Annotated in this window: 21 protein-coding genes and 1 other annotated feature; of the genes, 14 read left to right on the forward strand and 7 right to left on the reverse strand. The window is 35.9% G+C overall.

Going from position 1 to position 23,720, the window contains the following annotated elements; translation table 11 throughout:
- Window positions 1-1,395 (reverse strand): FAD-binding oxidoreductase, encoded by a 1,395-nt coding sequence (locus WAX74_RS06675; protein ID WP_336496879.1) that lies wholly within the window; start codon window positions 1,393-1,395, stop codon window positions 1-3.
- Between the two features lie 321 nt (window positions 1,396-1,716).
- Between WAX74_RS06675 and WAX74_RS06680 the strand changes: the two genes are divergently transcribed.
- The gene (locus WAX74_RS06680) at window positions 1,717-1,926 is read left to right on the forward strand and encodes a helix-turn-helix transcriptional regulator (protein ID WP_336496880.1); all 210 of its coding nucleotides are present in this window, start codon (window positions 1,717-1,719) and stop codon (window positions 1,924-1,926) included.
- On the forward strand, window positions 1,923-2,426 hold the full coding sequence (locus tag WAX74_RS06685) for a hypothetical protein (protein WP_336496881.1): 504 nt from the start codon (window positions 1,923-1,925) through the stop codon (window positions 2,424-2,426). The genes WAX74_RS06680 and WAX74_RS06685 overlap by 4 nt, the downstream gene beginning before the upstream one ends.
- A gap of 38 nt (window positions 2,427-2,464) precedes the next feature.
- Here WAX74_RS06685 and sspI read toward each other — a convergent pair whose 3' ends face one another.
- Window positions 2,465-2,671: a small acid-soluble spore protein SspI gene (sspI, locus tag WAX74_RS06690; RefSeq protein WP_336496882.1), complete on the reverse strand. Its 207-nt coding sequence runs from the start codon at window positions 2,669-2,671 to the stop codon at window positions 2,465-2,467.
- Between the two features lie 91 nt (window positions 2,672-2,762).
- On the opposite strand from sspI, the gene WAX74_RS06695 reads away from it, so the two are divergent.
- From WAX74_RS06695 to WAX74_RS06710, 4 genes are all read left to right on the forward strand, one after another.
- The gene (locus WAX74_RS06695; protein ID WP_336496883.1) at window positions 2,763-3,524 is read left to right on the forward strand and encodes a TrmH family RNA methyltransferase; all 762 of its coding nucleotides are present in this window, start codon (window positions 2,763-2,765) and stop codon (window positions 3,522-3,524) included.
- Between the two features lie 586 nt (window positions 3,525-4,110).
- Window positions 4,111-4,343: a binding site (T-box leader), on the forward strand.
- Between the two features lie 174 nt (window positions 4,344-4,517).
- The gene (gene pheS / locus WAX74_RS06700) at window positions 4,518-5,555 is read left to right on the forward strand and encodes a phenylalanine--tRNA ligase subunit alpha (RefSeq protein ID WP_336496884.1); all 1,038 of its coding nucleotides are present in this window, start codon (window positions 4,518-4,520) and stop codon (window positions 5,553-5,555) included.
- A gap of 12 nt (window positions 5,556-5,567) precedes the next feature.
- Window positions 5,568-7,979 carry a phenylalanine--tRNA ligase subunit beta gene (pheT, locus tag WAX74_RS06705; protein WP_336496885.1) on the forward strand — a complete coding sequence of 804 codons (2,412 nt, stop codon included), beginning with the start codon at window positions 5,568-5,570 and terminating at the stop codon, window positions 7,977-7,979.
- 181 nt (window positions 7,980-8,160) lie between these two features.
- Complete coding sequence (locus WAX74_RS06710) at window positions 8,161-9,591, forward strand: sodium:solute symporter family protein (RefSeq protein WP_336496886.1); 1,431 nt, start codon at window positions 8,161-8,163, stop codon at window positions 9,589-9,591.
- Between the two features lie 38 nt (window positions 9,592-9,629).
- Here WAX74_RS06710 and WAX74_RS06715 read toward each other — a convergent pair whose 3' ends face one another.
- The 3 genes from WAX74_RS06715 to WAX74_RS06725 all read right to left on the reverse strand — a co-directional run bounded on the left by WAX74_RS06715 (window position 9,630) and on the right by WAX74_RS06725 (window position 11,785).
- Window positions 9,630-9,824: a hypothetical protein gene (locus WAX74_RS06715; protein WP_336496887.1), complete on the reverse strand. Its 195-nt coding sequence runs from the start codon at window positions 9,822-9,824 to the stop codon at window positions 9,630-9,632.
- Window positions 9,825-9,953: 129 nt separating this feature from the next.
- Window positions 9,954-11,099: an MFS transporter gene (locus WAX74_RS06720; RefSeq protein ID WP_336496888.1), complete on the reverse strand. Its 1,146-nt coding sequence runs from the start codon at window positions 11,097-11,099 to the stop codon at window positions 9,954-9,956.
- Between the two features lie 173 nt (window positions 11,100-11,272).
- Complete coding sequence (locus WAX74_RS06725; protein ID WP_336496889.1) at window positions 11,273-11,785, reverse strand: GNAT family N-acetyltransferase; 513 nt, start codon at window positions 11,783-11,785, stop codon at window positions 11,273-11,275.
- 168 nt (window positions 11,786-11,953) lie between these two features.
- On the opposite strand from WAX74_RS06725, the gene WAX74_RS06730 reads away from it, so the two are divergent.
- Window positions 11,954-13,033: a GrpB family protein gene (locus tag WAX74_RS06730; RefSeq protein WP_336496890.1), complete on the forward strand. Its 1,080-nt coding sequence runs from the start codon at window positions 11,954-11,956 to the stop codon at window positions 13,031-13,033.
- Window positions 13,034-13,123: 90 nt separating this feature from the next.
- Window positions 13,124-14,194 (forward strand): NAD(P)H-dependent flavin oxidoreductase, encoded by a 1,071-nt coding sequence (locus WAX74_RS06735; protein ID WP_336496891.1) that lies wholly within the window; start codon window positions 13,124-13,126, stop codon window positions 14,192-14,194.
- Window positions 14,195-14,242: 48 nt separating this feature from the next.
- Here WAX74_RS06735 and WAX74_RS06740 read toward each other — a convergent pair whose 3' ends face one another.
- Together WAX74_RS06740 and WAX74_RS06745 are read right to left on the reverse strand one after the other, a co-directional pair.
- Window positions 14,243-14,755: a GNAT family N-acetyltransferase gene (locus WAX74_RS06740; RefSeq protein ID WP_336496892.1), complete on the reverse strand. Its 513-nt coding sequence runs from the start codon at window positions 14,753-14,755 to the stop codon at window positions 14,243-14,245.
- 115 nt (window positions 14,756-14,870) lie between these two features.
- A complete protein-coding gene (locus tag WAX74_RS06745) occupies window positions 14,871-16,580 on the reverse strand; it encodes a sigma-54 interaction domain-containing protein (protein WP_336496893.1) in 1,710 nt (569 codons plus the stop codon).
- A 353-nt stretch (window positions 16,581-16,933) separates the two neighbouring features.
- Here WAX74_RS06745 and hutU point away from each other — a divergent pair, with 353 nt between their 5' ends.
- The 6 genes from hutU to hutI all read left to right on the forward strand — a co-directional run bounded on the left by hutU (window position 16,934) and on the right by hutI (window position 23,719).
- Entirely contained in the window at window positions 16,934-18,652 is a 1,719-nt protein-coding gene (gene hutU / locus WAX74_RS06750; protein WP_336496894.1) for a urocanate hydratase, read from the forward strand.
- A 103-nt stretch (window positions 18,653-18,755) separates the two neighbouring features.
- Window positions 18,756-19,580 carry a basic amino acid ABC transporter substrate-binding protein gene (locus WAX74_RS06755; protein WP_336496895.1) on the forward strand — a complete coding sequence of 275 codons (825 nt, stop codon included), beginning with the start codon at window positions 18,756-18,758 and terminating at the stop codon, window positions 19,578-19,580.
- A gap of 71 nt (window positions 19,581-19,651) precedes the next feature.
- Complete coding sequence (locus tag WAX74_RS06760) at window positions 19,652-20,308, forward strand: amino acid ABC transporter permease (protein WP_336496896.1); 657 nt, start codon at window positions 19,652-19,654, stop codon at window positions 20,306-20,308.
- Window positions 20,305-21,027: an amino acid ABC transporter ATP-binding protein gene (locus tag WAX74_RS06765; RefSeq protein WP_336496897.1), complete on the forward strand. Its 723-nt coding sequence runs from the start codon at window positions 20,305-20,307 to the stop codon at window positions 21,025-21,027. The genes WAX74_RS06760 and WAX74_RS06765 overlap by 4 nt, the downstream gene beginning before the upstream one ends.
- A gap of 40 nt (window positions 21,028-21,067) precedes the next feature.
- A complete protein-coding gene (locus WAX74_RS06770) occupies window positions 21,068-22,417 on the forward strand; it encodes a YjiH family protein (RefSeq protein WP_336496898.1) in 1,350 nt (449 codons plus the stop codon).
- A gap of 60 nt (window positions 22,418-22,477) precedes the next feature.
- A complete protein-coding gene (gene hutI / locus WAX74_RS06775; protein WP_336496899.1) occupies window positions 22,478-23,719 on the forward strand; it encodes an imidazolonepropionase in 1,242 nt (413 codons plus the stop codon).
- Window position 23,720: the final 1 nt, after the last annotated feature.

Below are 23,720 nucleotides of genomic sequence, written 5' to 3' on the forward strand. Positions count from 1 at the left end.
TTATTCACCTAAGCTTTCTATTTTTACTATTTTATTAGGATTTAAAATATTATTTGGATCAAGTGCTAGTTTAATCTTTTCCATTACATGAAGTGCCTCTCCATGTTCTGCAGCCTGATATTTTTGTTTACCTACTCCAACTCCATGTTCTCCTGTACAAGTACCATCTCGTTCTAGTGCATAGTGAACGATTTTTTCATTAAATGCATCAGCTTTAGCAACTTCTTCTGGACTGTTCATGTCAATCATTAATAGAGCATGGAAATTCCCATCTCCAACATGTCCTACAACTCCACCAGTAAGTCCGATTGCTTCTAATTCTTTTCTTGCAAAAGTTACTGCACCTGCTAATTCAGATATCGGTACGCAAACGTCCGTAACCATCATCTTTTTCCCAACGTTTCCATGTATATAAGCGTAAGCAAGATTATGTCTTGCATCCCATAGTTTCGTGCGAGCTGTATTGTCCGTTTCAAATTGAATTTCTTCGCATCCATGATCTTCCATTATTTCTTTTGTAAACTCAACATCTTGCTGTAATCCTGATTCATTGCCATCGAATTCTAAAAAAAGAGTTGGTCTTTCTGCATAATTTGTATCGCTAAAATGGTTTACTTGACGAATAGATTCTTCATCGACTAATTCCACTCGAGCTATTGGAATTCCAGCTTGTAAAATAGATGTAACTGCCTCTACAGCATTTTGGACTGTAGGGAAAACTGCTCTAGCAGCTGTTGTAAATTCAGGAATACCATATACCTTTAAAGTTAGTTCTGTGAAACAACCAAGTGTCCCTTCCGAGCCAACAAAAAGACCGTTCAAATGATATCCAGAAGATGACTTTGCAGCTAAGTTTCCGGTATGTATAATAGTTCCATCCGCAAGTACTACTTCTAAATCGCGGACTTGATCACGCATAACTCCATATTTTACGGTAGTTGTACCACTTGCGTTTGTTGCAGCCATCCCACCTAAAGTTGCATCTGCTCCCGGATCAACTGAGAAGAACAGTCCGTATTTTTTTAACTCCTTATTCAACTGAGTTCTAGTTACACCAGGCTGAACTTTTACAAGCAAATCCTTTTCACGAACTTCTATAATTTTATCCATCAACGAAAAGTCAATAGTAATTCCCTTATCGTAGGGAATTATATGGCCTTCCAGACTAGAACCACGACCAAATGGGACAACTGGTATTTTTAAATCATTTGCTACTTTCATGATATTACTTACTTCTGAATTTTTTCTAGGAAATACCACAATATCAGGAAGACTTATATCATGATAGGATTCGTCTCTACCATGAAGCTCTCTTATTGTTTGATTGACCGAAACTTGGTCATCTTCCAAGAATTCTTTTAAAGCAAGTACTATAGTTTCTATGGATGTGCTCATTTTTCTACTCCTCTTTACTTCAATTAAATATAAATTAGAATTTTTCTAATAATTCCAATAAAACCATTATAAATTGATATTATAAAATAGCAAGATTATATTTTACTTTTATGGAAGAAAAAAGTATTTAATATATTGCATATTTATATGAAAATAGCGGTCTATATAAGAAAATGATATTTGTGAATTTTTTCGCAATTTTATAATTAAAAAGATAATAAGGTTATGTTTAAATAACATATAGTTAATAATAGTTGACTTTATGTTAAGTATACATTACATTATGTATATAATAGTTAACGTTTAGGAAGGGTTATATGTATGCTCAAAAATCGAGTAAAAGAATTGCGCGCAAGATATAGCTACACACAAGGGCAATTGGGTGAAAAAGTCGGAGTAACAAGACAAACAATTGGGTTTATTGAAAAAGGGGAATTCTCCCCATCTATTACACTTTCTTTAAAGCTTGCAAATATTCTCGAATGTAAAGTGGATGAATTATTTTGGTTAGAAGGGGAGGAATGGAAATGAAAAAGGATTTTCGAGTGCAATACCCACTTTGGCAAATGGGCTTTGCCTTGCTGTTTCTATTATTTGCAATCGTTATTACTGGTACAATAACAAACTTTGCTAATTCTAATAGCTCGTTCATTTATTCTGTAGAGTTAGGTGCATTAGAAGGTTTTATCATGTTTTTACTGATTCCTGTTTACATCGTGATGGTTATCATATTTGGTGCGAAAATATCTAAATATAATAAAAACAACCCAAGAAATAAAATAACTATTTGGAGTTCAAAACCACCAGAATATATGGAAGATGATGAAGCATGGCAAATGATTACAAATAAAGCAACCCAGAAAGTTTACACTTTCTTTTCATGGTCATTGCCTTTATCCGCAGTTATCCTTATATTTTTACCAACATCAAAGCTATTGATCATTTTGAATCTAGTTGTTCTTTCTATAACCCAATATCTTATTTTTTATGTAAATATTCGAAAACATACTTTGGAAGAAGAGGAAGTATAAAAACAACCCGTGAAGAATCGTTCCTTCACGGGTTGTTTTTATTTGAATGCAGTTGAAAGTTCATTAAGTACAGCGTTTTTCTTCGTATCATCTGCAATTTTCCACCATTTTTCAAAGAACACTCCAAGTCCAGGAAGTAAATGTTCTTCTCCTCTTTGAATCGCATCCTCAACAACTCCGCGAATATCGGACGGAGAATGCCCTTTCATATTAGCTGATATTGCTTCTCGAATTTGAAAATCCATTTTTCATCACTCCTTGCAATTATCTTTTCCAAACACTCGCTTGCTATACATGAATTTGTTACTATTAAATAAAAAAGGCGGTTACATATAAATGAAACGAATTGAATCCACGCAGAATTCGCTGGTGAAACATTGGAAAAAATTATTAAGTGTTCGAAAAGAGCGCGAGAAAACAAGCGAATTTATAATAGAAGGATATCATTTAGTAGAAGAAGCGATAAAACAAAAAACAAACGTTTTAACCATAATGATTAGTGACACAAGCGAAATTCCAGATACTTGGGATGTGACTAATATTGAAATAGTAGAAATTAATGAAGTTATTAAAAAAGAACTTGCTGAAACGGAGCATACACAAGGTATATTTGCTCATTGTAAGCAGCAAACTGTGATGGAGGAAGAGCATCTAAAGTGGAGTCGTCTTTTGTTAATTGATGCAGTTCAAGACCCAGGTAATATTGGTACAATGATTCGTACAGCAGATGCTGCAGGAATTGATGCAGTTATTTTAGGAAAAGGATCTGCGGATGCTTTTAATCCTAAAACACTTAGATCTGCACAAGGTTCACATTTTCACATACCAATTTTAAAAGGGGACTTGCATTCGTGGGTAGAGCAATTGAAAAATCGTCAAATCTCCGTTTTCGGCACGGCATTCGAAAATTCCACACCATTTCATAAAGTAGAGAAAAGTAATTCTTTTGCTTTAATTGTTGGAAATGAGGGAAGCGGCATTAACAAAGAGCTACTAGAGCAGACTGATCAAAATATTATCGTGCCCCTAATAGGACAAGCCGAATCATTAAATGTGGCGGTCGCAACAGGAATACTGTTGTACGGATTGTCATTATAGTTCGCATATGAGCAACATTGAGTAAGGGAAGTAATGTTAAGTAATCTAAGGATAACGCGTCTTATTTAGTACTATTAGGTGACTGCTAAGATTTTCGCTGCAGACGGACGCTTTCCGCGGGGTGAGCGATAAGCCATCACCGACGCTACGCGTTCGCTTGTGATGTCTTATTTGTCTCACTCATCCCGCTGGAGTCGCCGCCTGCTGCGAAAATCAATGGAATTTACTTACTAACTTATAACTAAATTGAATAGAGCACTTGGTTTATCCACGTCATCTTAGCAATGGCTATAGGAAGTTGACCAAATAATTAGTCAGCCCAATCTGTTGATTGTAGCGCAAGGCGGCAACTCCAGCCGGAATAGCATTAGCTGAAGACCCTGGACTGAGCAAAGCGAAGGAAGCGGCTGAAGCCATGATGGCGGAAAGCGTCCGCCTGGAGTGGAAATCAACAACCCTAGCGGAAATTTCGTTAAGACGCTTTTATTAGTATGCGCATCATTATGGTTCAGTTGCGCATAATATAAAAAAAGTCACACTTGATAGAACGTTGAAAACTCCGTATAATAGAATATAATTTGATAAATAAAAAGCTGTCATCGGGAAAAGTATATATGACAATTCGAAAAAAGGAATTTTACACCTTGACTGAAAGTGTAAAAAGAGAATGCATATAGAAGTTCACCCCGTTAGCTGCCACCGGGACCAGCATTCTGCTGTAAAGGTGTGCCGGTGTAGAGCCGTTAGTCGAATTGAGTGATTGCACGATTCATGTGCAATAATCAGGGTGGTACCGCGAAATTAGTCCTCGTCCCTTTTATAGGGGCGGGGTTTTTATTTTGTCAAATTTCAATAAGTGAGAGAGCAACAAGATTGAAATTAGGGCCTTCGGCGGAAGTTAAAGATTTTGTAAAGGAGTTCATCGAGCGAGCTCAATACAAACCTGGATTCAAATACACCAAGGCGAACTTGATTAAGGAGAGATTATAAAAAATGGAAGCACAACTTCAACAGTTAAAAGAAGAAGCGTTGCAAAAAATTGAAGCTTCAGGGAATGTAAAAGAATTAAATGATGTGCGTGTTGCATACCTAGGTAAAAAAGGGCCTATTACTGATTTATTAAAAGGAATGGGCAAACTACCTGCAGAAGAACGCCCGAAAATGGGGGCACTTGTAAATGTCGTACGTGAAGAGGTAACAGAAGTTTTAGAAGCACGGATGACATTACTTCAAGAGCAAGCAATCCAAGAGCAATTAGAAAAAGAATCCATAGATGTAACGTTGCCAGGTCGCCCAGTAAAAACAGGTAATCATCATCCTTTAACTCGCGTTGTAGAAGAGATTGAAGACCTATTTATTAGCATGGGTTATGAAATCGCAGAAGGTCCAGAAGTTGAAAAGGATTACTACAACTTTGAAGCATTAAATTTACCTAAAGGCCATCCAGCGCGTGACATGCAAGATTCTTTCTATATTTCAGAAGACATTCTTCTTCGTACACATACATCTCCAGTGCAAGCTCGCACGATGGAAGCAAAAGAAGGTAAGCCGATTAAAATTATTTGTCCAGGTAAAGTGTACCGCCGTGATAATGATGATGCGACTCATTCACACCAATTTACTCAAATAGAAGGTTTGGTTATTGGCGAAAACATTCGGATGAGTGATTTAAAAGGTACTCTTTCTGTATTTGCTAAGAAAATGTTCGGAGATGACCGTGAAATCCGTCTACGTCCAAGCTTTTTCCCATTCACAGAGCCTTCTGTTGAAATGGATATCTCATGCTTTAAGTGTGGAGGAAGTGGATGTAACGTTTGTAAGAAAACAGGGTGGATTGAAATCTTAGGTGCTGGTATGGTGCATCCAAATGTACTTGAAATGGCTGGATATGATTCGAAAAAACTATCCGGATTTGCATTTGGTATGGGTCCAGAACGTATTGCAATGTTGAAATATGGAGTGGAAGATATTCGTCATTTCTATACAAATGATGTGCGTTTCTTATCGCAATTCCACCGAACAGAAGTGTAAGGAGGAAATGATATGTTAGTTTCTACAAAATGGTTATCAGAATATGTGAACACACAAGGGCTTGATCCAAAAGATTTAGGTGAAAAAATAACTCGTTCCGGTATTGAAGTCGATGCAGTAATAGATCGCACTCAAGGAATGACAAATGTAGTTGTTGGATACGTGAAAGAAAAAGTGAAGCATCCTGAAGCAGACAAATTAAATATTTGCCAAGTTGACGTAGGAGAAGAGACGACACAAATTATTTGTGGAGCTCCAAATGTTGCAGCTGGACAAAAAGTAATTGTTGCACGTCCAGGGGCAGTTCTTCCTGGTGGAATTAAGATTAAAAAAGCAAAACTTCGTGGAGAAGAATCAAACGGAATGATTTGTTCTCTTCAAGAGTTAGGTATTGAGGGAAGACTTGTACCTAAAGCATACGCAGAAGGAATTTATGTGCTTCCAGAATCAGCAACTCCTGGAGAAAGTGCTTTACCTTTACTCGGTTTAGATGATACTGTCCTGGAACTTGGCCTAACTCCTAACCGTTCAGATGCACTAAGTATGCTTGGCGTAGCTTATGAAGTCGGAGCAATCCTATCGGAAGACATGAAATATCCGGAAGCTACTTACAATGAAAGTAATGAAAAAGCATCTGATTATTTACACCTGCGTGTTGATGCTATAGAAGAAAATCCAATGTACGTAGCAAAAGTAGTGAAGAATGTTCAAGTGAAAGAATCACCTCTATGGTTACAACATCGCTTGATGGCAGCTGGAGTTCGTCCACATAATAACGTAGTAGATATTACAAACTATGTGTTAATGGAATATGGGCAACCACTTCACGCATTCGATTATGACAGACTAGAAACAAAAGAAATTGTCGTTCGTCTTGCAAAAGAAGGAGAAAAAATTGTCACACTTGATGATCAGGAGCGTACTTTGAAATCCAACCACTTAGTAATAACAAATGGTCAAGAGCCAGTTGCTATTGCTGGGGTAATGGGTGGTGCTAATTCAGAAGTGCATGATGGAACTACAACGGTCGTAATTGAATCTGCATACTTTGCAAGTGGGTCCGTCCGTCAAACGTCCAAAGATCACAATCTACGCAGTGATGCAAGCGCTCGATTTGAAAAAGGGGTCGACCCAAATCGTGTAATTCTAGCAGCTGAGCGTGCAGCTAGTCTTCTTGCTGAGCTTGCTGGCGGAGAAGTGTTAGCTGGTTCTGTAATTGTGGATGAGCTAGACAAAACATCTGCAGAAGTAGTTGTGTCTCCAGACTTTATTAACAATCGTTTAGGAATGAAGATTTCTTTAGAAGACATGACATCAATCTTAAGTAGATTAAAATTTGATTTTCAAGCTGCAAATGGTTATTTATATATCAATGCACCAACCCGTCGCCAAGATATTAAAATTCCAGAGGATATTGTGGAAGAAATTGCTCGTATGTACGGTTACGATGAGATTCCAATGACCTTACCAGTGGAAGAATCAAAACCAGGTGGCTTAACCTCTTATCAAGCAAAACGTCGTCAAGTTCGCGCTTATTTGGAAGGTGCATGTCTTTATCAAGCTATTACGTATTCTCTAACTTCTAAAGAAATGTCTCAAAAATTTGCATTAGAAACTGCTCCAGTTACAGAACTATTAATGCCAATGAGTGAAGAACGCAGCATCCTTCGCCAAAGCTTAATCCCGCATTTATTGGAAGCTGTAACGTATAATACTGCACGTCAGGCAGATACTGTGTCACTTTATGAAGTGGGCTCGGTATTCTTAGGAGAAACAGAATCTGGATTACCTCATGAGCAAGAACATTTAGCTGTGGTTATTGCAGGTAAATGGGTAGACCATAGCTGGCAAGGTGAGAAAAAAGCAGTTGATTTCTTTGTATTAAAAGGAATTGTAGAAGGATTAATGGGACTTCTTGGGCATACAGGTGAACTTACGTTTGAAAAAGCTGTAATAGATGGCTTACATCCAGGAAGAACTGCTTCCATTAAACTAGCAGGAGAAGAGATTGGCCTTATCGGTCAGTTACACCCATCTGAGCAAAAAGCACGTGATTTAAAAGAAACCTATGTAGTAGAAATAAATTTAGCAAAAGTATTAAATAAAGAATTGGATGTATTATACTATACCCCAGTTTCAAAATTCCCGTCGATTACACGTGATATTGCATTAGTAGTAGACAGCGAAAAAGCAGCTGGAGAACTTCAAGCAATCATCCAACTTTCTGGAGGCAGATTACTAAAAGGTGTGCATCTATTCGATTTATATGAAGGAGGGAAGATGGAGCCAGGTAAAAAATCTGTTGCTTTCTCTCTAACATACTTCGATCCAGAACGTACTCTAACTGATGAAGAAGTATTAAATGCTCATAACAAAGTATTAACGGCACTTGCAGAACAAGCAGGAGCAGAACTAAGAGGATAAAATAAATATATAAAAATGGAGCAGCGCCGATACTTGGTACTGCTCTTTTTTTACGGATTTTTGTTGCTTCAAATTTGATAAAATTTAATGTAATGCAGAATTGTGTTTGACCTGTGTGTCACAAAGGGAATGATAAACTTGTTATAATAAAATAGAATATTTAGAAAACAGGAGGGATTTGATGAATTTAAGCTTTTGGACATGGACCATAACTATCGTTTTATCTCTATTCTTTATCGGGATGTCGTTGTTCTTTAAAAAGAAGGCTGATGCTAGTTTCGCTCATTATGCAATAGCTGGAGGGTCGCTACCTTTTTTCTTGTTATTGTTTACCGATATTGCAACGATTATGGGTGTAGGAAATTTTGTTGGGCATTCTTCTAAGGGATATGAAATTGGAATAGCTAACATTCCTTTTGTCATTGGGGAGCAGGGTGCCAAGATAATATTTGCTTTAGTATTTGCGGGCTTTGCAGCAAAATTTACATATAAAACCTTAGCAGAATTGATGAATGATTTAATCGTGCGTGACCGCATTACTCGGAGTCTAGTCGCAATTTTGACTTCATCTATTATGATTGCTTGGGTGAGTGGACAGGCTATGGGTATGGGTGCTTTGTTTTCCACCTTTACGGGCACTGATCCAGTTATAATGATATTAGTATTCTCTGCTGTATTCATCATTTATACGGCAGTGGGTGGTATGTATTCAGTTGTGTGGACCGACCTAATTCAAGGAGCGATTCTCATTGCAATAGCGGTGTGGTTCTATTTTCAAGTGTTTAATCGAATTGATTTTAGCTATTCAAATTTAAAAACTGGTTTAGCTGATGTGGGATCAAGTGAACTAGTTCAAATGAATCTATCAGTAATAGAAGTTTTAACACTTTTTGTGACAGGAACTTTAGGTGTTTTAGCTGCTCAAGTTTATTGGCAACGTTGTTTTGCTTCCAAAAGTTCAAAGTCAGCAAGTCGCGCTATGCTAATAAGTGGGATTATAGCAATTATCTTTACGACTCTAGCAACTATTAGTGGATTGATAGTTAAGATTCAAAATCCAACGCTCGATGCAGAAAATGCTATATCGTGGTTGATATTAGAAGAAATGACGCAATTCGCAGCATTGGCCTTCTTTATCATGATTTTCATGGCTGCTATATCTAGTGCTTCATCACTTCTTCACTCAGCTGCTGTTGTAATCATCAATGATTTGGTTATTCCGAATATGAAAGGAAAGGAAGATGCGTTTTATCTCAGGCTAACAAGAGCAAGTGTAGTTGTATTTGGGATATTCACTATCATTACAGCTATTTGGGCGGACTCTATTATTGACTTGTTTTCTCTTGCATACTCAATGGCAGGAGGAGGAGTGGTACCTGTATTAATTGTAGGGTTAATCTGGAAGAGTAAGAAAAACTCGACTTTTGAAATGGGTAAGAGGAATAGCCAAGTTTCTGTTTGGGGTGCTCGCATCGGTATCGTTGCTGGAGCAGTGGTCTCCCTAATGTGGGGTATTTTATGGGGTGTACTTGCATCGGTTATACTGACAATATTATTCTCTAAACTATTACCTTCAAAAGATAGGATGCTTAGTACGATGGATATGAATTGATATTACAAAATGAAAAACCCTGCATTTAGCAGGGCCTATCATTTTGGAGAAATTTGTTTGTGACTAAGCCACCAATCAATATGATCCAAATTAAAGACGATCATATTTGCCATTGGTCTTAAGTGAGGAATCTCTTTGTTAATGATTAGAATTTCTATTTCTTCTTCAGTAAGTGGATTACTTACTGTATCTAAATAAGAAGATAGCTTTTTTACTCCATAGGCTCTTCTCAATTAATCACCTCCCACCAAAATCTCTTCCTGTAAATAAAGAAAGTTTAGTAAAAGGTACTAATTTTAAGTCTATGTATTTTTAATACCCAATTTTTTAAGGAAATAATCATAACTCAATTTGCAGGAAAATTATTTATTAATTTTTCGCTTCCGAATAGACAACAATAGACCAAATACAACTCCGATGAAGGACAACGCTGAAATGATGAAATAAAATGTATGTCCACCAAACTCATTATAAAGGAATCCGCCTGCGTAGGAAGCAATAATGCTAGATAATCCAAAGAATAATAATGCTAGAACAGTTTGTCCTGTAGCGTGCCATTCCTTTGGCATAATGTTGTATAAGTATTGAATTGCAGCAGTGTAAAAAATAGGAAATGTTAACATCTGCAATAATTGCAATAATGTTAGAACAATTGGGCTTGTTACAAAACCTGATACAAAAAAACGTAAAAAGTAAAAGAGTGTGGCTAGCGTAATGATTTCCAATTCCTTACCCTTTCGTAGCCACCAAAAACTAAGAGCAAAGATAATGATTTCACTTGTAGCTGCTATGAAGAAGGCGATTCCAACTAACGAAGTATCTCCTCCAAGAGCTCGAATATGAATACCTAAAAACGTATCGTTCATACGTGCAGGTATTGAGCAAATGAAAACCATAACTAAAAATAGAAGCATTTCTTTATTTCTTAATACTTGTTTTAATCCTTTCATTGTCACGGGCTTAGATGAGGCTTGAACATCGGGCATAAACCAAACGATTCCAAATGAAATCAATCCCAATAAAACAAACAATACGGAGGCACTTCTCATACCGAAATAATCCATTGAAAACCCAACTATCAAAGACAAAATTGCAAATCCCAATGCGCCATATGTTCGAATAGATCCATAGCTGACTCGAGCCATTTCAGAAACGGTAAAGTTAAGGCTTTCCGTCAGTGGATCCAATGGCATAAGTGAGAAGAATACTAACAAAGCAAAAATTACTAGTAACACAAAACTATCCACGTTAAATAAGAAGTAACCAAAAATTGCTGTTAGACTAACAAGTATTAGCATCACCCTACGTACAGTTTTTGTCTTATCACTAATGAATCCCCATAAAGGTTGCGCGATTAATGTTACAAATCCACCGGTTCCAATTATTAGACCTATTTCGCTCGCTGTTAAACCTTTCTCCCCTAAATAGACAGGTAAAAATGGAATAAACAATGCAAGTAAGCCAAAAAATAAAAAATTGAATCCTTTTAATAAAACTTGAACTTTCAAATTAATTCTCCTTCTACTGTAAAGCTAATTAATTCTGTATTATCTAATATCCATGAATATTGTAACTGATTTTAAAGTGAACAACCGAAAACTGTATTTTTAATTATCTTCTATAGACGGAAGAAAGATACATACTTGCATTTCACAAGTCTAACTAACTTATCGGTTATTAATTATTTCCATTCTTCTGCTAAAATAGCGTAATAATACTCGTCCCACCACTCATTTTCATGAGGAATACATTTCTTAAAATTCCCTTCTCTTCTCATTCCGATCTTTTCCATAACTCGAAAAGAGGGTGGATTTTGAGGTTGGCAAGTAGCAATGATTCTGTGTAATTTCATTTCTTCAAAAGCATATTTTAATATAGAGCGAGCAGCTTCCGAAGCATAGCCTTTATTATAATATTTAGGATTAAACACCCAACCAATCTCATAAGTATGATCACCAAAATACTTATGAAAGGAAATGTGCCCGATTAATTCTTCTATATCTGGCAATACAACAGGAAACATATGAGCTTTTTCACCAATATTTTTATCTACAAAGACCTTTGCATCCTCTTCAGTAAAAACTCCTTCGGGGATGTATTTCATTACAGCAGGATTTGATGTATACTCATGCACTGCAATCCAATCATTAATTTCAAAGTTGCGTATAATAAGTCGTTCTGTCTTTAAGTACATTAAACTTCCCACCTAAGTACAATCTATTTTTTCTTTTATTAAACAACATACATCGCAAAAGGACAATATAAGTTTATATTAACAGAGATTAAATAGAAGGAATTTTCTTACTTAGGTAGAAACTAAATAAAATGGAAGGTCGAGCAAACCTAGAAATGGGGAATAGATATGTTAAAAAGGAGATATGGGAATCGTTCAGATTGGAAGCGCATTTTAGAAAGGGAGTATACTCAAAAATCTCTTGAAAAGAAAGAATTTACGGGACTTGTAACATTATTAAATCTAGTGCGAGTTGCCGAGCCTTTATGGGTAGATTATGGTGACAAGCGTATTTGTATAGTAGATGACGGATATAGCTGGATGCAACATTTTCCTGTTGGAAAAAATTATACTTTAACTACTATGTTTAATGCGAAAGATGAAATCGTTCAGTGGTATATAGATATTTGCAATGAAATAGGAATGGAAAATAATCTTCCTTGGTGGGATGATTTATTTTTAGATATTATTGTTTTGCCTGGTGGAGAGATTATTCAGCAAGATGAAAATGAATTGGAAGAAGCCCTTTCAAAAGGTGACATTGATCAAAAAATGTTTAGTTTAGCATGGGATGAAGCAAATAGTATTACTTCACTTCTAAAGGAAGGTAAATTTGAACTCCTCCATTATTCCACTATACATAAGAAACAGCTAGAGAAACATTTTTATGATGAGGAGAGTAAAATGCGTAAAGTAGAAGTTTTACCCTATTCTGTTCAATGGAAGGAACAATTTGAGGAAGAAGCAAGGATGCTAAACGAAATTTTTGGTTCACATATCATTGATATACATCATATAGGAAGTACCTCGATTATTGGACTAAAAGCTAAACCAATTATAGATATAATGCCCGTTGTGCGAGATATATCTACTATTGATACATACAACACGACCATGATTGATCTTGGGTATTTACCAAAGGGTGAGAATGGTCTTCCAGGGCGTAGATATTTCCAAAAGGGTGGCGATAATCGAACGCATCATGTCCATATCTATGAATTGGGTAATCCGGAAATTGAAAGGCACCTAGCATTTAGAGATTACTTAAGAGTGAATCCACAGAGTGCACAAGAATATGGAGAATTAAAAGAAATGCTATCTAAAAAATTTCCATATAATATAGATGCTTATATTAATGGAAAAGAAGAATTAGCATCAGAAATTGAACGAAAAGCAATTCAGTGGAAAATGCATCACCACTTGAACTAAAAGCAATGGAATGGTTAAATACTAATAAGTTAGGATTAGAAGTAAACCTTTACACAAAGATTGAAGTTAAAAAGGATAGGTGAAAAGAAGATGAATGAAATTACTAAACTATTAAAAATACAACATCCTATCGTTCAAGCACCAATGGCAGGAGGGATAACTACTTCAAAATTAGTGGCAGCTGTTTCTAATAATGGGGCACTTGGAATGATTGGAGCCGGATATTTAACTCCAGCTCAATTACAGGAGCAAATCAGAGAAGTAAAGAAGTTAACTTCAGCTAACTTTGGAGTTAATTTATTTGTTCCAAATTATTTTGAGATTAATGAAAGTCAGATAGAGAAAACCAATCAATTACTAAGCAAATATAAAGTGGAATTAAACATTCAAGAGGAAAATACACCTCTTACAAGTATAGAGAGTACCAAACATACATTCATGGAACAAATACAAATCATTATGGAAGAAAAAGTTCCAATTTGTACTTTTACTTTTGGTGTTCCATCTAAAGAAGTGTTAGATCAATTAAGTAAACGCAACATTATCTCTATTGGTACTGCGACAACTGTTAAGGAAGCGTTAATCATTGAAAGATTAGGAATGAATGCTATTGTTGTGCAAGGAAGTGAAGCCGGAGGTCATAGAGGAAACTTTTTAAGTACCCACGAAGAAGGCTTAATTGGCTTAATGTCTTTAACTCCACAGGTAGTAGATCATGTAAAAATACCTGTTATAGCTGCTGGTGGTATTATGGATGGTAGAGGATTAATGGCTTCTTTAAGCTTAGGAGCAAGTGCTGTCCAAATGGGTACTGCATTTTTAACATGTGAAGAGAGCGGTGCACATCCTGTCCATAAAGAAGCAATTATTAATTCTAAAGATGAAGATACAACATTAACGAGTGCTTTTTCTGGGAAATGGGCAAGAGGTATTAAAAATAGATTTATATTGGAAATGCAAGAATACGAATCTACCATTCCGAATTTTCCGGTACAAAATACACTTACACAATCTATTCGAAAAGCTTCTTCTGCTGGAAATAATAAAGAGTTTATGTCTCTGTGGGCTGGACAAAGCCCATTACTTGCTAGAAATGAGACAGCAGGAGCGTTAATAAAACGTATTATAGAAGAAGCAAGAAGTATAAATACAAGCATTTAGAAACAAAGCCTATAGCCAACGTAATATAGTTGTCTATAGGCTTTGTTTTTAGCTGGATGTAATAATATATTCATAAAAATGCTCATCTTGCTGAGTATCATCAAACCATTTCATACCTTTAAATGTAAATCCTATCTTTTCTAAAATTTTGAGAGAACCAATATTCTCAGGACTTGCTGAAGCTATTATCTTCTGAACTTTACCGTGACTTTTTACTAATTCTAAGCAAGCTGTGGCAGCTTCAGAAGCATAGCCTTTCCCCCAAGCTGATTTAATAAAATGATAAATTAATTCAACTTCTTCCATTGAACTTACAATATTAAATCCTGCACACCCTATAACCTCTTTTGTTTCTTTAAGTATTACAGCGTAAACAGATAACCCTTTTACGTCATGACATTTACGATATCCCTCAATAACTTTTAATAATAGTTCGTGTGGCGTAGGTCCATCACATAATGCCATCACTTCCTTATCGCCCCAAAAATTTTTAGCAGACTCTATTTGAGAGTCCTCAAACACGCATAAATACAAACGATCTGTTTCAATTATAATCTTCAAGTTTTCTCTCCTTTTCTATATATCAATACGAAATCGCAGAAAACTTCGGAAAACTAGATCCTCTATTTTAAATAAAAATAAGTTTGTCCACGACTGTCCATTCTGTTTTTCCTAATTAAATTGTAGGTTTTTCAAGATCATGCTTTTTAATATGATATTGCAGACTTTGCCGTGTAATGCCAAGTTTTTTAGCAGCCCTAGATACATTCCAATTTGACTGAACTAAAGTTGTTTCAATTAGTTGTCTTTCAGTACTATTAAAGATTTTTTTAAGCGGCCTTTGAATCTCGTCTTTCTGATTAAACGAAGTATTTGTATACATTGATATTTTTCCACGGATATACGATGGGAGATGTTCAACTTCAATCTCTTCTGCATTTTCTGGCACTCGTATAATTAAATTTTCAATCAAATGCTCCAATTCTCTAATATTTCCTGGCCAAGAATAATGAAGTAAACTTTTTTGTAATAAATCTGAAAGAGGTGGAACTGTTTTTGAAAATTTAGCTTGATACGTACCTAAAAAATAATTAATAAAAAAATGTACATCTTCAATTCGTTCTCTAAGTGGAGGAATGTATAAACTTGTATGTGCAATTCTATAAAACAAGTCTAGGCGCATTCTATTTTCTGCAATAAGTTTCTCTGGATCTTCGTTGCATGCACTTATAATGGTACATTTTACCGGTGCAACTTCGTTAGAGCCTACTTTCCGAACCAACCTTTCTTGTAGAACACGCATTAATTTGGTTTGCAAAGTAATTGGCATCGAGTTAATTTCATCTAAAAATAAGGTGCCATCTTGTGCATATTCAAATAATCCCATCTGGTCTGTTGCACCTGTAAATGCTCCTTTTACTGTTCCAAATAAAGTACTTTCAAGTAAATTTTCTGGGATTGCTGCACAATTAATTGCAACGAAAGGTTTATTTGCTCTCGGACTATGGTTATGCATGCTTTGCGCGAATAATTCTTTTCCAGTACCTGTCTCACCAACAATTAATGTATCCGCATTATGTATAGAAACATTTTGAGCTTCTTTTATAAGTTCTAATAAAGCAAAGCTTTTACCCTTTATATTATCAAAGGTAAAGATAGTACCATTCTTAGAATGGACTTTATCTTGAGTTGAAATATTTGCTTGTCTTTTTAATTCGATTGTTTGGTGAAGACGGTCTTTCAATTTAGATTCATTCGTACTGAGAGAAAAAACTGAAATGGTTTTTCCATCTTTTTGAATCGGAAATGTACTATAGTTAACATATTTAGGTATTCCATTAATATTTGAATGTGCACGATATCTAGAATAAATAGGTTTTCCTGTTTTAAATGTATGTCGATGTTCCGAGTATTGAGGGTTGTAATTATATACAGTCCATAAATGTTTACCTATTATATCCTTGCTAGATAATCCCTCCATTTTCTCTTGTGCATCATTATATAAAGTAATTTCTCCTTCTGAGTTACTCATCATAACTCCTTCATCAAGAGCTTCAATTATTTTTTCTAAGCAATATAATCTCTCCTCTATATAAGTTAAATCGCTTTCCAAATATTTTAGGCATAAAAAAACAATAGAACAATCAGAAGAAAAAACTTTGACATCTACAGATAACTTTCTTCCATCTAATTGAAGAGTAAATGATACATTGTTGTTAAACTGGTTGTGATCACAGTCTATAAAACTACGAATAGCCATTCCATTTGAGATCTTAACTGGAAAGTCTTCATTTAAGTCATGCCAAAGAATTTCATGATTCTCGTTTAGAGCAATCACTCCATCTACAAAACTTCGAATAATCGATCCGATAGAAGCAACAGTCATGGTAGTTTTACTCCCTTTCATAAATAAAATTATCAATAGTATAACATAATTCTTCTGATTATTTAGAAGAGTCTGCATGTAAAATTTATCTGCACCTAATAAACATCAATGTTCTCAACATGTTTTGATTATTTAATTAGAAATTTAATATTTTGTATAAAAATATCTGCAGTTTCAAACCGAATATTTCTTCTCTTTATCTTCAAAATTAAGTTAGAAAAAAATAATCTCATATAATCAAACGAGTCTAGACAGGATATTTTAATAATTTTATAAAAATTTAGAAAATTGGCACGTAACTTGCATTATAAAAAAGTGTTAGATCAAAATTTTGAATTTAGGGGGAACTATCAATGACAACACCAGAAATTTTGTATTCTGTAAAAGCGCAAAGAGGTCCTGAGTTACGTTGTAAAGGGTGGAGACAGGAATCGATTCTACGTATGCTAGAAAACAATATGGAGAACGCAGAAAAACCAGAAGAACTTGTTATCTATGGTGGTATTGGGAAAGCAGCACGTAACTGGGAATCCTACCATGCCATTGTGAAATCATTAAAAGAGTTAGAGGATGATGAGACACTAGTCGTGCAATCAGGGATGCCGGTAGCAATTTTCAAGACACATAAGTATGCACCAACAGTGGTAATGGCAACGACGAATATCATGAAAGCGGATTGGCCAACATTCTATGATTTACAAGATAAAAATCTCACGATCTACGCGAATTATACAGCAGCACCTTGGGAGTACATAGGTACACAAGGAGTTATTCAAGGAACATTTGAAACACTTTCTGCGATTGCTCGCCTGCATTACAATGATTCCCTTGTTGGAAAGATCCTTTTGACTGCAGGAGCTGGAGGTATGGGTGGGAACCAAACACGCGCAATGACGATGCACGGTGGGGTAGCGATTCTTTGTGACTCTAACATTGAGATCATTCAACGTCGTATTGACAAAGGGTTCATCGATGAGGTTGCGGGTTCACTAGACGAGGCGATTGCAAAAGCGAAGGAATATGCTGCGGCTGGAAAACCACTTGGCATCGCAGTAGTTGGAAATGCCGCAGATATTTTTGAGGAAGTACTTGAAAAAGTATGGCTACCGGATATATCCACTTCCATGACGCCTGGGCATGACCCGATTTCTTACTTGCCAGCTGGTTATACAGTCAAAGAAGCAGAAGAGCTACGTGACTCCAATCGTGAACTGTATCTGGAAAAAGCACGTGAGACAATGGTGCGTGAATTGAAAGCACTTATCAAATTCATGGATTTGGGTGTCCATTCATTTGAATATGGGACAAGCCACCGTAAAGAATGTATCGATGCGGGAATGAATGAAAAAGAAGCGAAACGTCTTCCAGGATTCGTGGCAGAATACATCCGCCCGCTATTCTGTGAGGGGCGTGGACCATTCCGCTGGGTTTGCCTATCTGGAGAAGCAGACGATCTCCGCAAAATTGATGACATGATTCTAGAAAAATTTAGCGATGACCATCTGGTGACTCGTTGGATAAAACTGGCAAAGGAGCACATCCCAATTGAAGCACTACCTGCACGTATATGCTACATGGGATTTGGCCAACGTAAAGCTTTTGCTCTAGAAGTAAATGACATGATTCGTCGCGGAGAACTGGCAGGACCAGTTGCGTTCTCTCGTGACAATTTAGATTCTGGCTCTATTGTGAATCCAACATTCGAATCCGAAAACATGAAAGATGGAAGTGACCTAATCTCTGACTGGCCAATGTTGAACGGTCTTCTTAACGCAGTAGGCATGTGTGACTTAATCGCGATTCAAGCAAACTACTCGATGGGAGAGGCGGTTCATACAGGTGTAACGATGGTTGCGGACGGAACGGCTGAGTCCGATATGAGACTAGAAGTAGCAATGACCGTAGATTCTGGAATTGGAGTGGTTCGTCACGCGCAAGCTGGATATGAAATTGCGCAGGATGTTGCAAATGGTAAAGGTAAGTTAACAGAGGAAAGCATAAAGATTCCATTATGGTGGACACGTGAAGCTACATTTGGACCAAAAGATGTGAAAAAGGAAGTTAAGGCATAAGGAAATCTAGAAAGGGAGTAGATATCTATAGTTAGGATATCTACCTTTCTTTTCTTTTCTTTCAAAATAAAAGGCTCTAAAAACTTAAATAGGGGGCAATGAAATGAAAAAGAATTTATTTCTTACGATAGTCATAATTTTCTCTTTAATCTTAGCAGCATGTGGGTCTGGAGAGGCTGACGCAGATGCGGATAAGAATGGCAGCACAAGTGATGGTAAAAAAACACTCAAAGTTGCTACAGAGGCAAATTATGCACCTTTTGTTTATTTGGATCAAGGGAAAATGACTGGTTTTGATGTAGATTTTATGAATGCTGTTGCTGCAGAAGCTGGCTACGAAATTGAGTTAGTAAATGTTGGATGGGATCCACTATTTGTTGAAGTGAAAAGCAAGCTTTCAGATTTAGGGATATGTGCGATAACAATTAATGATGAAAGAAAGCAAACATACGATTTCTCAGTCCCATATTATTTATCTACTAACAAAATCCTAGTTCCTGAAGGTAGTGATATAAAAACTGCTGCGGATTTAAAGAAAGATAAAGTAGTAGCGGTATTAGGTGGAACAACAGGTCAAGAAGCAGTAGAAAGTATTCTTGGTAAAAATAATAGTAATATAAAAAAATTCGATAATAATAACCTAGCTATTATGGAAATGATCAATGGTGGGGCAGATGCGGTAGTTGCGGATAATGCAGTAGTCGAGGAATATGCAAAAAATAACCCTGATCAGAAACTAGTTGTAATTACAGATGAAGAAGGTTTTGAAAGTGAGTTTTATGGAATTATGTTTCCAAAAGGAAGTGAACTTACAGGAGATTTTGATAAAGCTGTAATAGCTGTCCTGGAAAATGGAACATATACAAAAATTTATAAAGAGTGGTTTGGTACAGAACCTGATGTAGATACAATATTAGCGCAACAATAAGTTTTAAGAATTAAATTGCGTGACTTCAAATAAAAAGTTACGCAATTTTGTTTTCACAAGGGGGGAACAAAATGGATTTTAGATTTGACATATTAGTAGAATATATTCCTTTCTTTTTGAAGGGAACACTTCTAACAATAGGCTTATCACTTATAGGAATACTAATAGGAACAATATTAGGGTTGTTAGTTGGTTTAGGAAAAATGATGAAAAACAAAGTAATTTCATTTATCTGCAGTTGCTATATAGTATTTTTCCGTGGAACACCATTATTTGTTCAAATCTTATTAATTCACTTTGGGGTAGTGCCTATGATCATCGGGCATACAAATGGGATAGTAGCCAGTATTATTGCCCTTTCTTTAATTGCAGGTGCATATATTTCTGAAATCTTCAGAGCAGGTATTCAGTCAATCGATAAGGGGCAAATGGAAGCATCACGTTCTCTTGGCATGAATCATGTCCAATCAATGAAAGATGTAATTCTACCGCAAGCTATTAAAAGAATGATACCTCCTTTAGGGAATGAGTTCATTGTTCTTATTAAAGAATCTTCCTTAGCTGCAATTGTTGCAACTCCTGAACTTATGTATTATGGTCGTGCTTTAGCAAGTCAATATTACCGCGTATGGGAACCGTATCTTACAGCTGCCCTTATTTATCTAGTGCTAACTACTACTTTAAGTTTCTTATTAAATCATCTTGAAAGAAGGTTGGCAACAGAATGATACAGGTAAAGAACTTAAAAAAATCATTTGGTACAAATGAAGTATTAAAGGATATCAATGTTGCCATTAAACCTCAGGAAGTTGTAGTAGTGATTGGACCATCTGGATCAGGAAAATCAACTTTTTTAAGATGCTTGAATTTACTTGAATTGATCACAGACGGTCGTGTGGCGATAGAAGGTATTGATATAACAGATAAGAAGACAGATATTAATAAAGTTAGAACCGAAGTAGGTATGGTATTCCAACAATTTAATTTGTTTCCCCATAAAACGGTAATGGAAAATATTATTCTTGCCCCTATGAGAGTGAGAAAGTTATCTTTAGAAAATGCAAAGATAAAAGGTTTAGATTTACTCCGTAAAGTTGGACTTGAAGAAAAGGCAAATGCGTATCCAGATTCTTTATCAGGTGGTCAAAAGCAACGAGTAGCTATTGCAAGGGCACTTGCGATGGAACCTAAAATTATGCTTTTTGATGAACCGACATCTGCATTAGATCCTGAAATGGTTGGAGAAGTACTGGAAGTGATGAAACAATTAGCAAAAGAGGGGATGACGATGGTAGTTGTTACTCATGAAATGGGATTTGCTCGAGAAGTAGGCGACCGCGTTATTTTTATGGATGGTGGTTTCATAGTGGAAGAAAATATTCCAAAAGAAATATTTGAAAACCCACAACACGATCGAACAAAATCCTTCTTAAGTAAGGTTCTCTAATCGGTTTCAAAATTTAAGAATCCAAACATGGGGTGAAAAAATGAATAGTCTTCCAGAATCATTAGAAAATCATCAAGTTTCGTTTAATGGGCAACAAAAGATATATTCGTTTCCAAATTTCATAAAATTCTTCTTTTTTAGTACTATAGGAATTTTTATGTTTTTTATTCCAATTAATATAAATGATAAAAATTCCATTCCTTTAGATCACTTGGTTACGTGGATTCGGTCATTTTCTAATACGGCAAATGCCTATTATGCAATGATATTAGTTGTTTTGGGTGCAGCCTACCCTTTTTACAAAAAAACATGGCGGAAAAGTAAAGTTGAAATGGTATTATCTGCTTTTAAAGTATTAGGGGCTATTGCTGCTTTTCTTGTATTGTTTGAAATCGGTCCAGCTTGGCTTATGGCAGAAGATATGGGGCCATACTGGTACTATAAATTACTTATTCCTATTGGAGTTCTCGTACCAATTGGTGCAATTTTTTTAGCAATGTTAGTTGGATATGGATTACTTGAGTTTATTGGTATTTTCATGCAGCCAATTATGCGTCCAATATGGAGAACTCCTGGTAGATCTGCTATTGATGCAGTTGCCTCGTTTGTTGGTAGTTATTCTATTGGTTTGTTAATAACGAACAGAATTTACAAGGAAGGTAAATATACAAAGAAAGAAGCAGTTATTATTGCAACGGGTTTTTCTACCGTGTCAGCTACATTTATGATTGTTGTGGCAAACACTTTAGACTTAATGCATATTTGGAATTTATATTTTTGGCTCACATTTTTAGTTACTTTTGTGGTAACAGCTATTACGGTGAGAATTTGGCCAATAAATAAAATGAGCGATGAGTATTACACAGAAGAAGGGTATCCAGAAGAAATTATAAAAGAGAATCGAGTAAAGTATGCATGGGAGCAAGCAATGCTTACTGCTCATAATGCTCCTAAATTAAAGACAAATATTTATGAGAATGTCAAAGATGGATTAGTTATGGCAATGGGTATTTTACCGTCTATTATGTCCATTGGATTATTTGGGTTAATATTGGCGAATTATACACCGGTGTTCGACTTTCTTGGTTATATTTTTTATCCATTAACTTGGATTCTTCAAATTCCAGAACCACTTCTAGCTGCAAAGGCTGCAGCCATTAACCTAATTGATATGTTTTTACCATCACTGGTTGTATTGGAGGCAAGTTTAGAAACTCGATTTATTATAGGATCTCTTTCCATCTCGACGATTCTATTCTTCTCTGCTTTGATACCTTGTATTCTATCAACGGAAATACCAATTAAGATGACGCATATATTAGCAATTTGGTTTTGGAGAACGATTTTAACGCTCATCATTGTTACACCACTTGTATTTTTATTCCTCTAAACTTTCAATGTGTGCAGCTGATATGTGTCTAGTACTACTTTTAATGGAGGTATGAAAACAATGAGTGAAAATATAGAAGTTGATCTTTTAATTAGTAATGCAGCAGAAATTATTACCTGTACTGGCGAAGGCATGTCTGGCATTGAAGTCCTAAAGAATACTTCGCTAGCTATTGCAAATGGCAAAATTATTGGAATCGGATTAGAACAAGAACTAAGCAAGAAGTTTGATATAGAAAATACACAAATAATTGATGCAACTGGAAAAGTAGTAGCACCTGGATTTGTAGATTGTCATACACATTTAGTATTTAACGGTACACGTGTAGAGGAATATTCAGCTAAACTGACTGGCGACAATCCTGAAAAATTAAAAGAACTGGGCATCACTACAGGACCTAATCGGACAATAGAATTAACGCGAGATGCTTCTATAGAAGATTTATTTCAACAATCTAAAAGAAGAATGTTATCTATGTTAAATTACGGAATTACTACAATAGAGAGTAAAAGTGGATATGGTTTAACAACCGAAAGTGAAATAAAAATTCTAGAAGTGGGTAGAAGGCTTGATAGAGAAACTCCTGTAGACGTACTGAATACATTTCTAGGAGCTCATGGTTTTCCAAAAGGCATGGAAAAGAACGAGTACCTTTCAATCATTATCAATGAAATGATTCCAGAAGTAGGCAAGCGCAATCTTGCGGAATTCTGTGATGCTTGGTGTGATGAAGGTTACTACACTGCAGATGAATCAAAACAAATATTGGAAGCAGCATTGCAATATGGAATGAAACCGAAGTTACATGCAGATGCATATTCCTACATAGGAGGGTCTGATTTAGCTGTAGAGATGAACATGGTTTCCGTAGATCATCTTAATTATACTCCTGTAGAAGTAATGGAAAGGCTTGCACAGTCCAAAGTTACGGGTGTGTTAATGCCGGCATTGGATTTTGCTGTTGGACATAAGCGTCCATTTGATGCGAGAAAAATGCTCGACACAGGAATGGAAATAGCTCTAGCAACTGATCTTTGTCCAGCGTGTTATACAGAGTCCATGCAATTTGTTATCAACCTAGCGTGTAGACTGTATAAATTTACCGTAGAAGAAGCAATAAAAGCAGCTACATATGGGGGTGCAAGAGCACTTAATTTAAATGATCGTGGTGTTATTGAGATTGGTAAACTAGCAGACTTACAGATTTGGGATATTCCCACGTATAAACATATAGCCTACGAGCTCGGAACTAACATAGTTGAAACAGTTATTAAAGACGGAAGAGTAGTAGTCAGTCGATAAA

Origin of the sequence: Psychrobacillus mangrovi (assembly GCF_037104765.1) — a bacterium.
Classification (GTDB): domain Bacteria; phylum Bacillota; class Bacilli; order Bacillales_A; family Planococcaceae; genus Psychrobacillus; species Psychrobacillus mangrovi.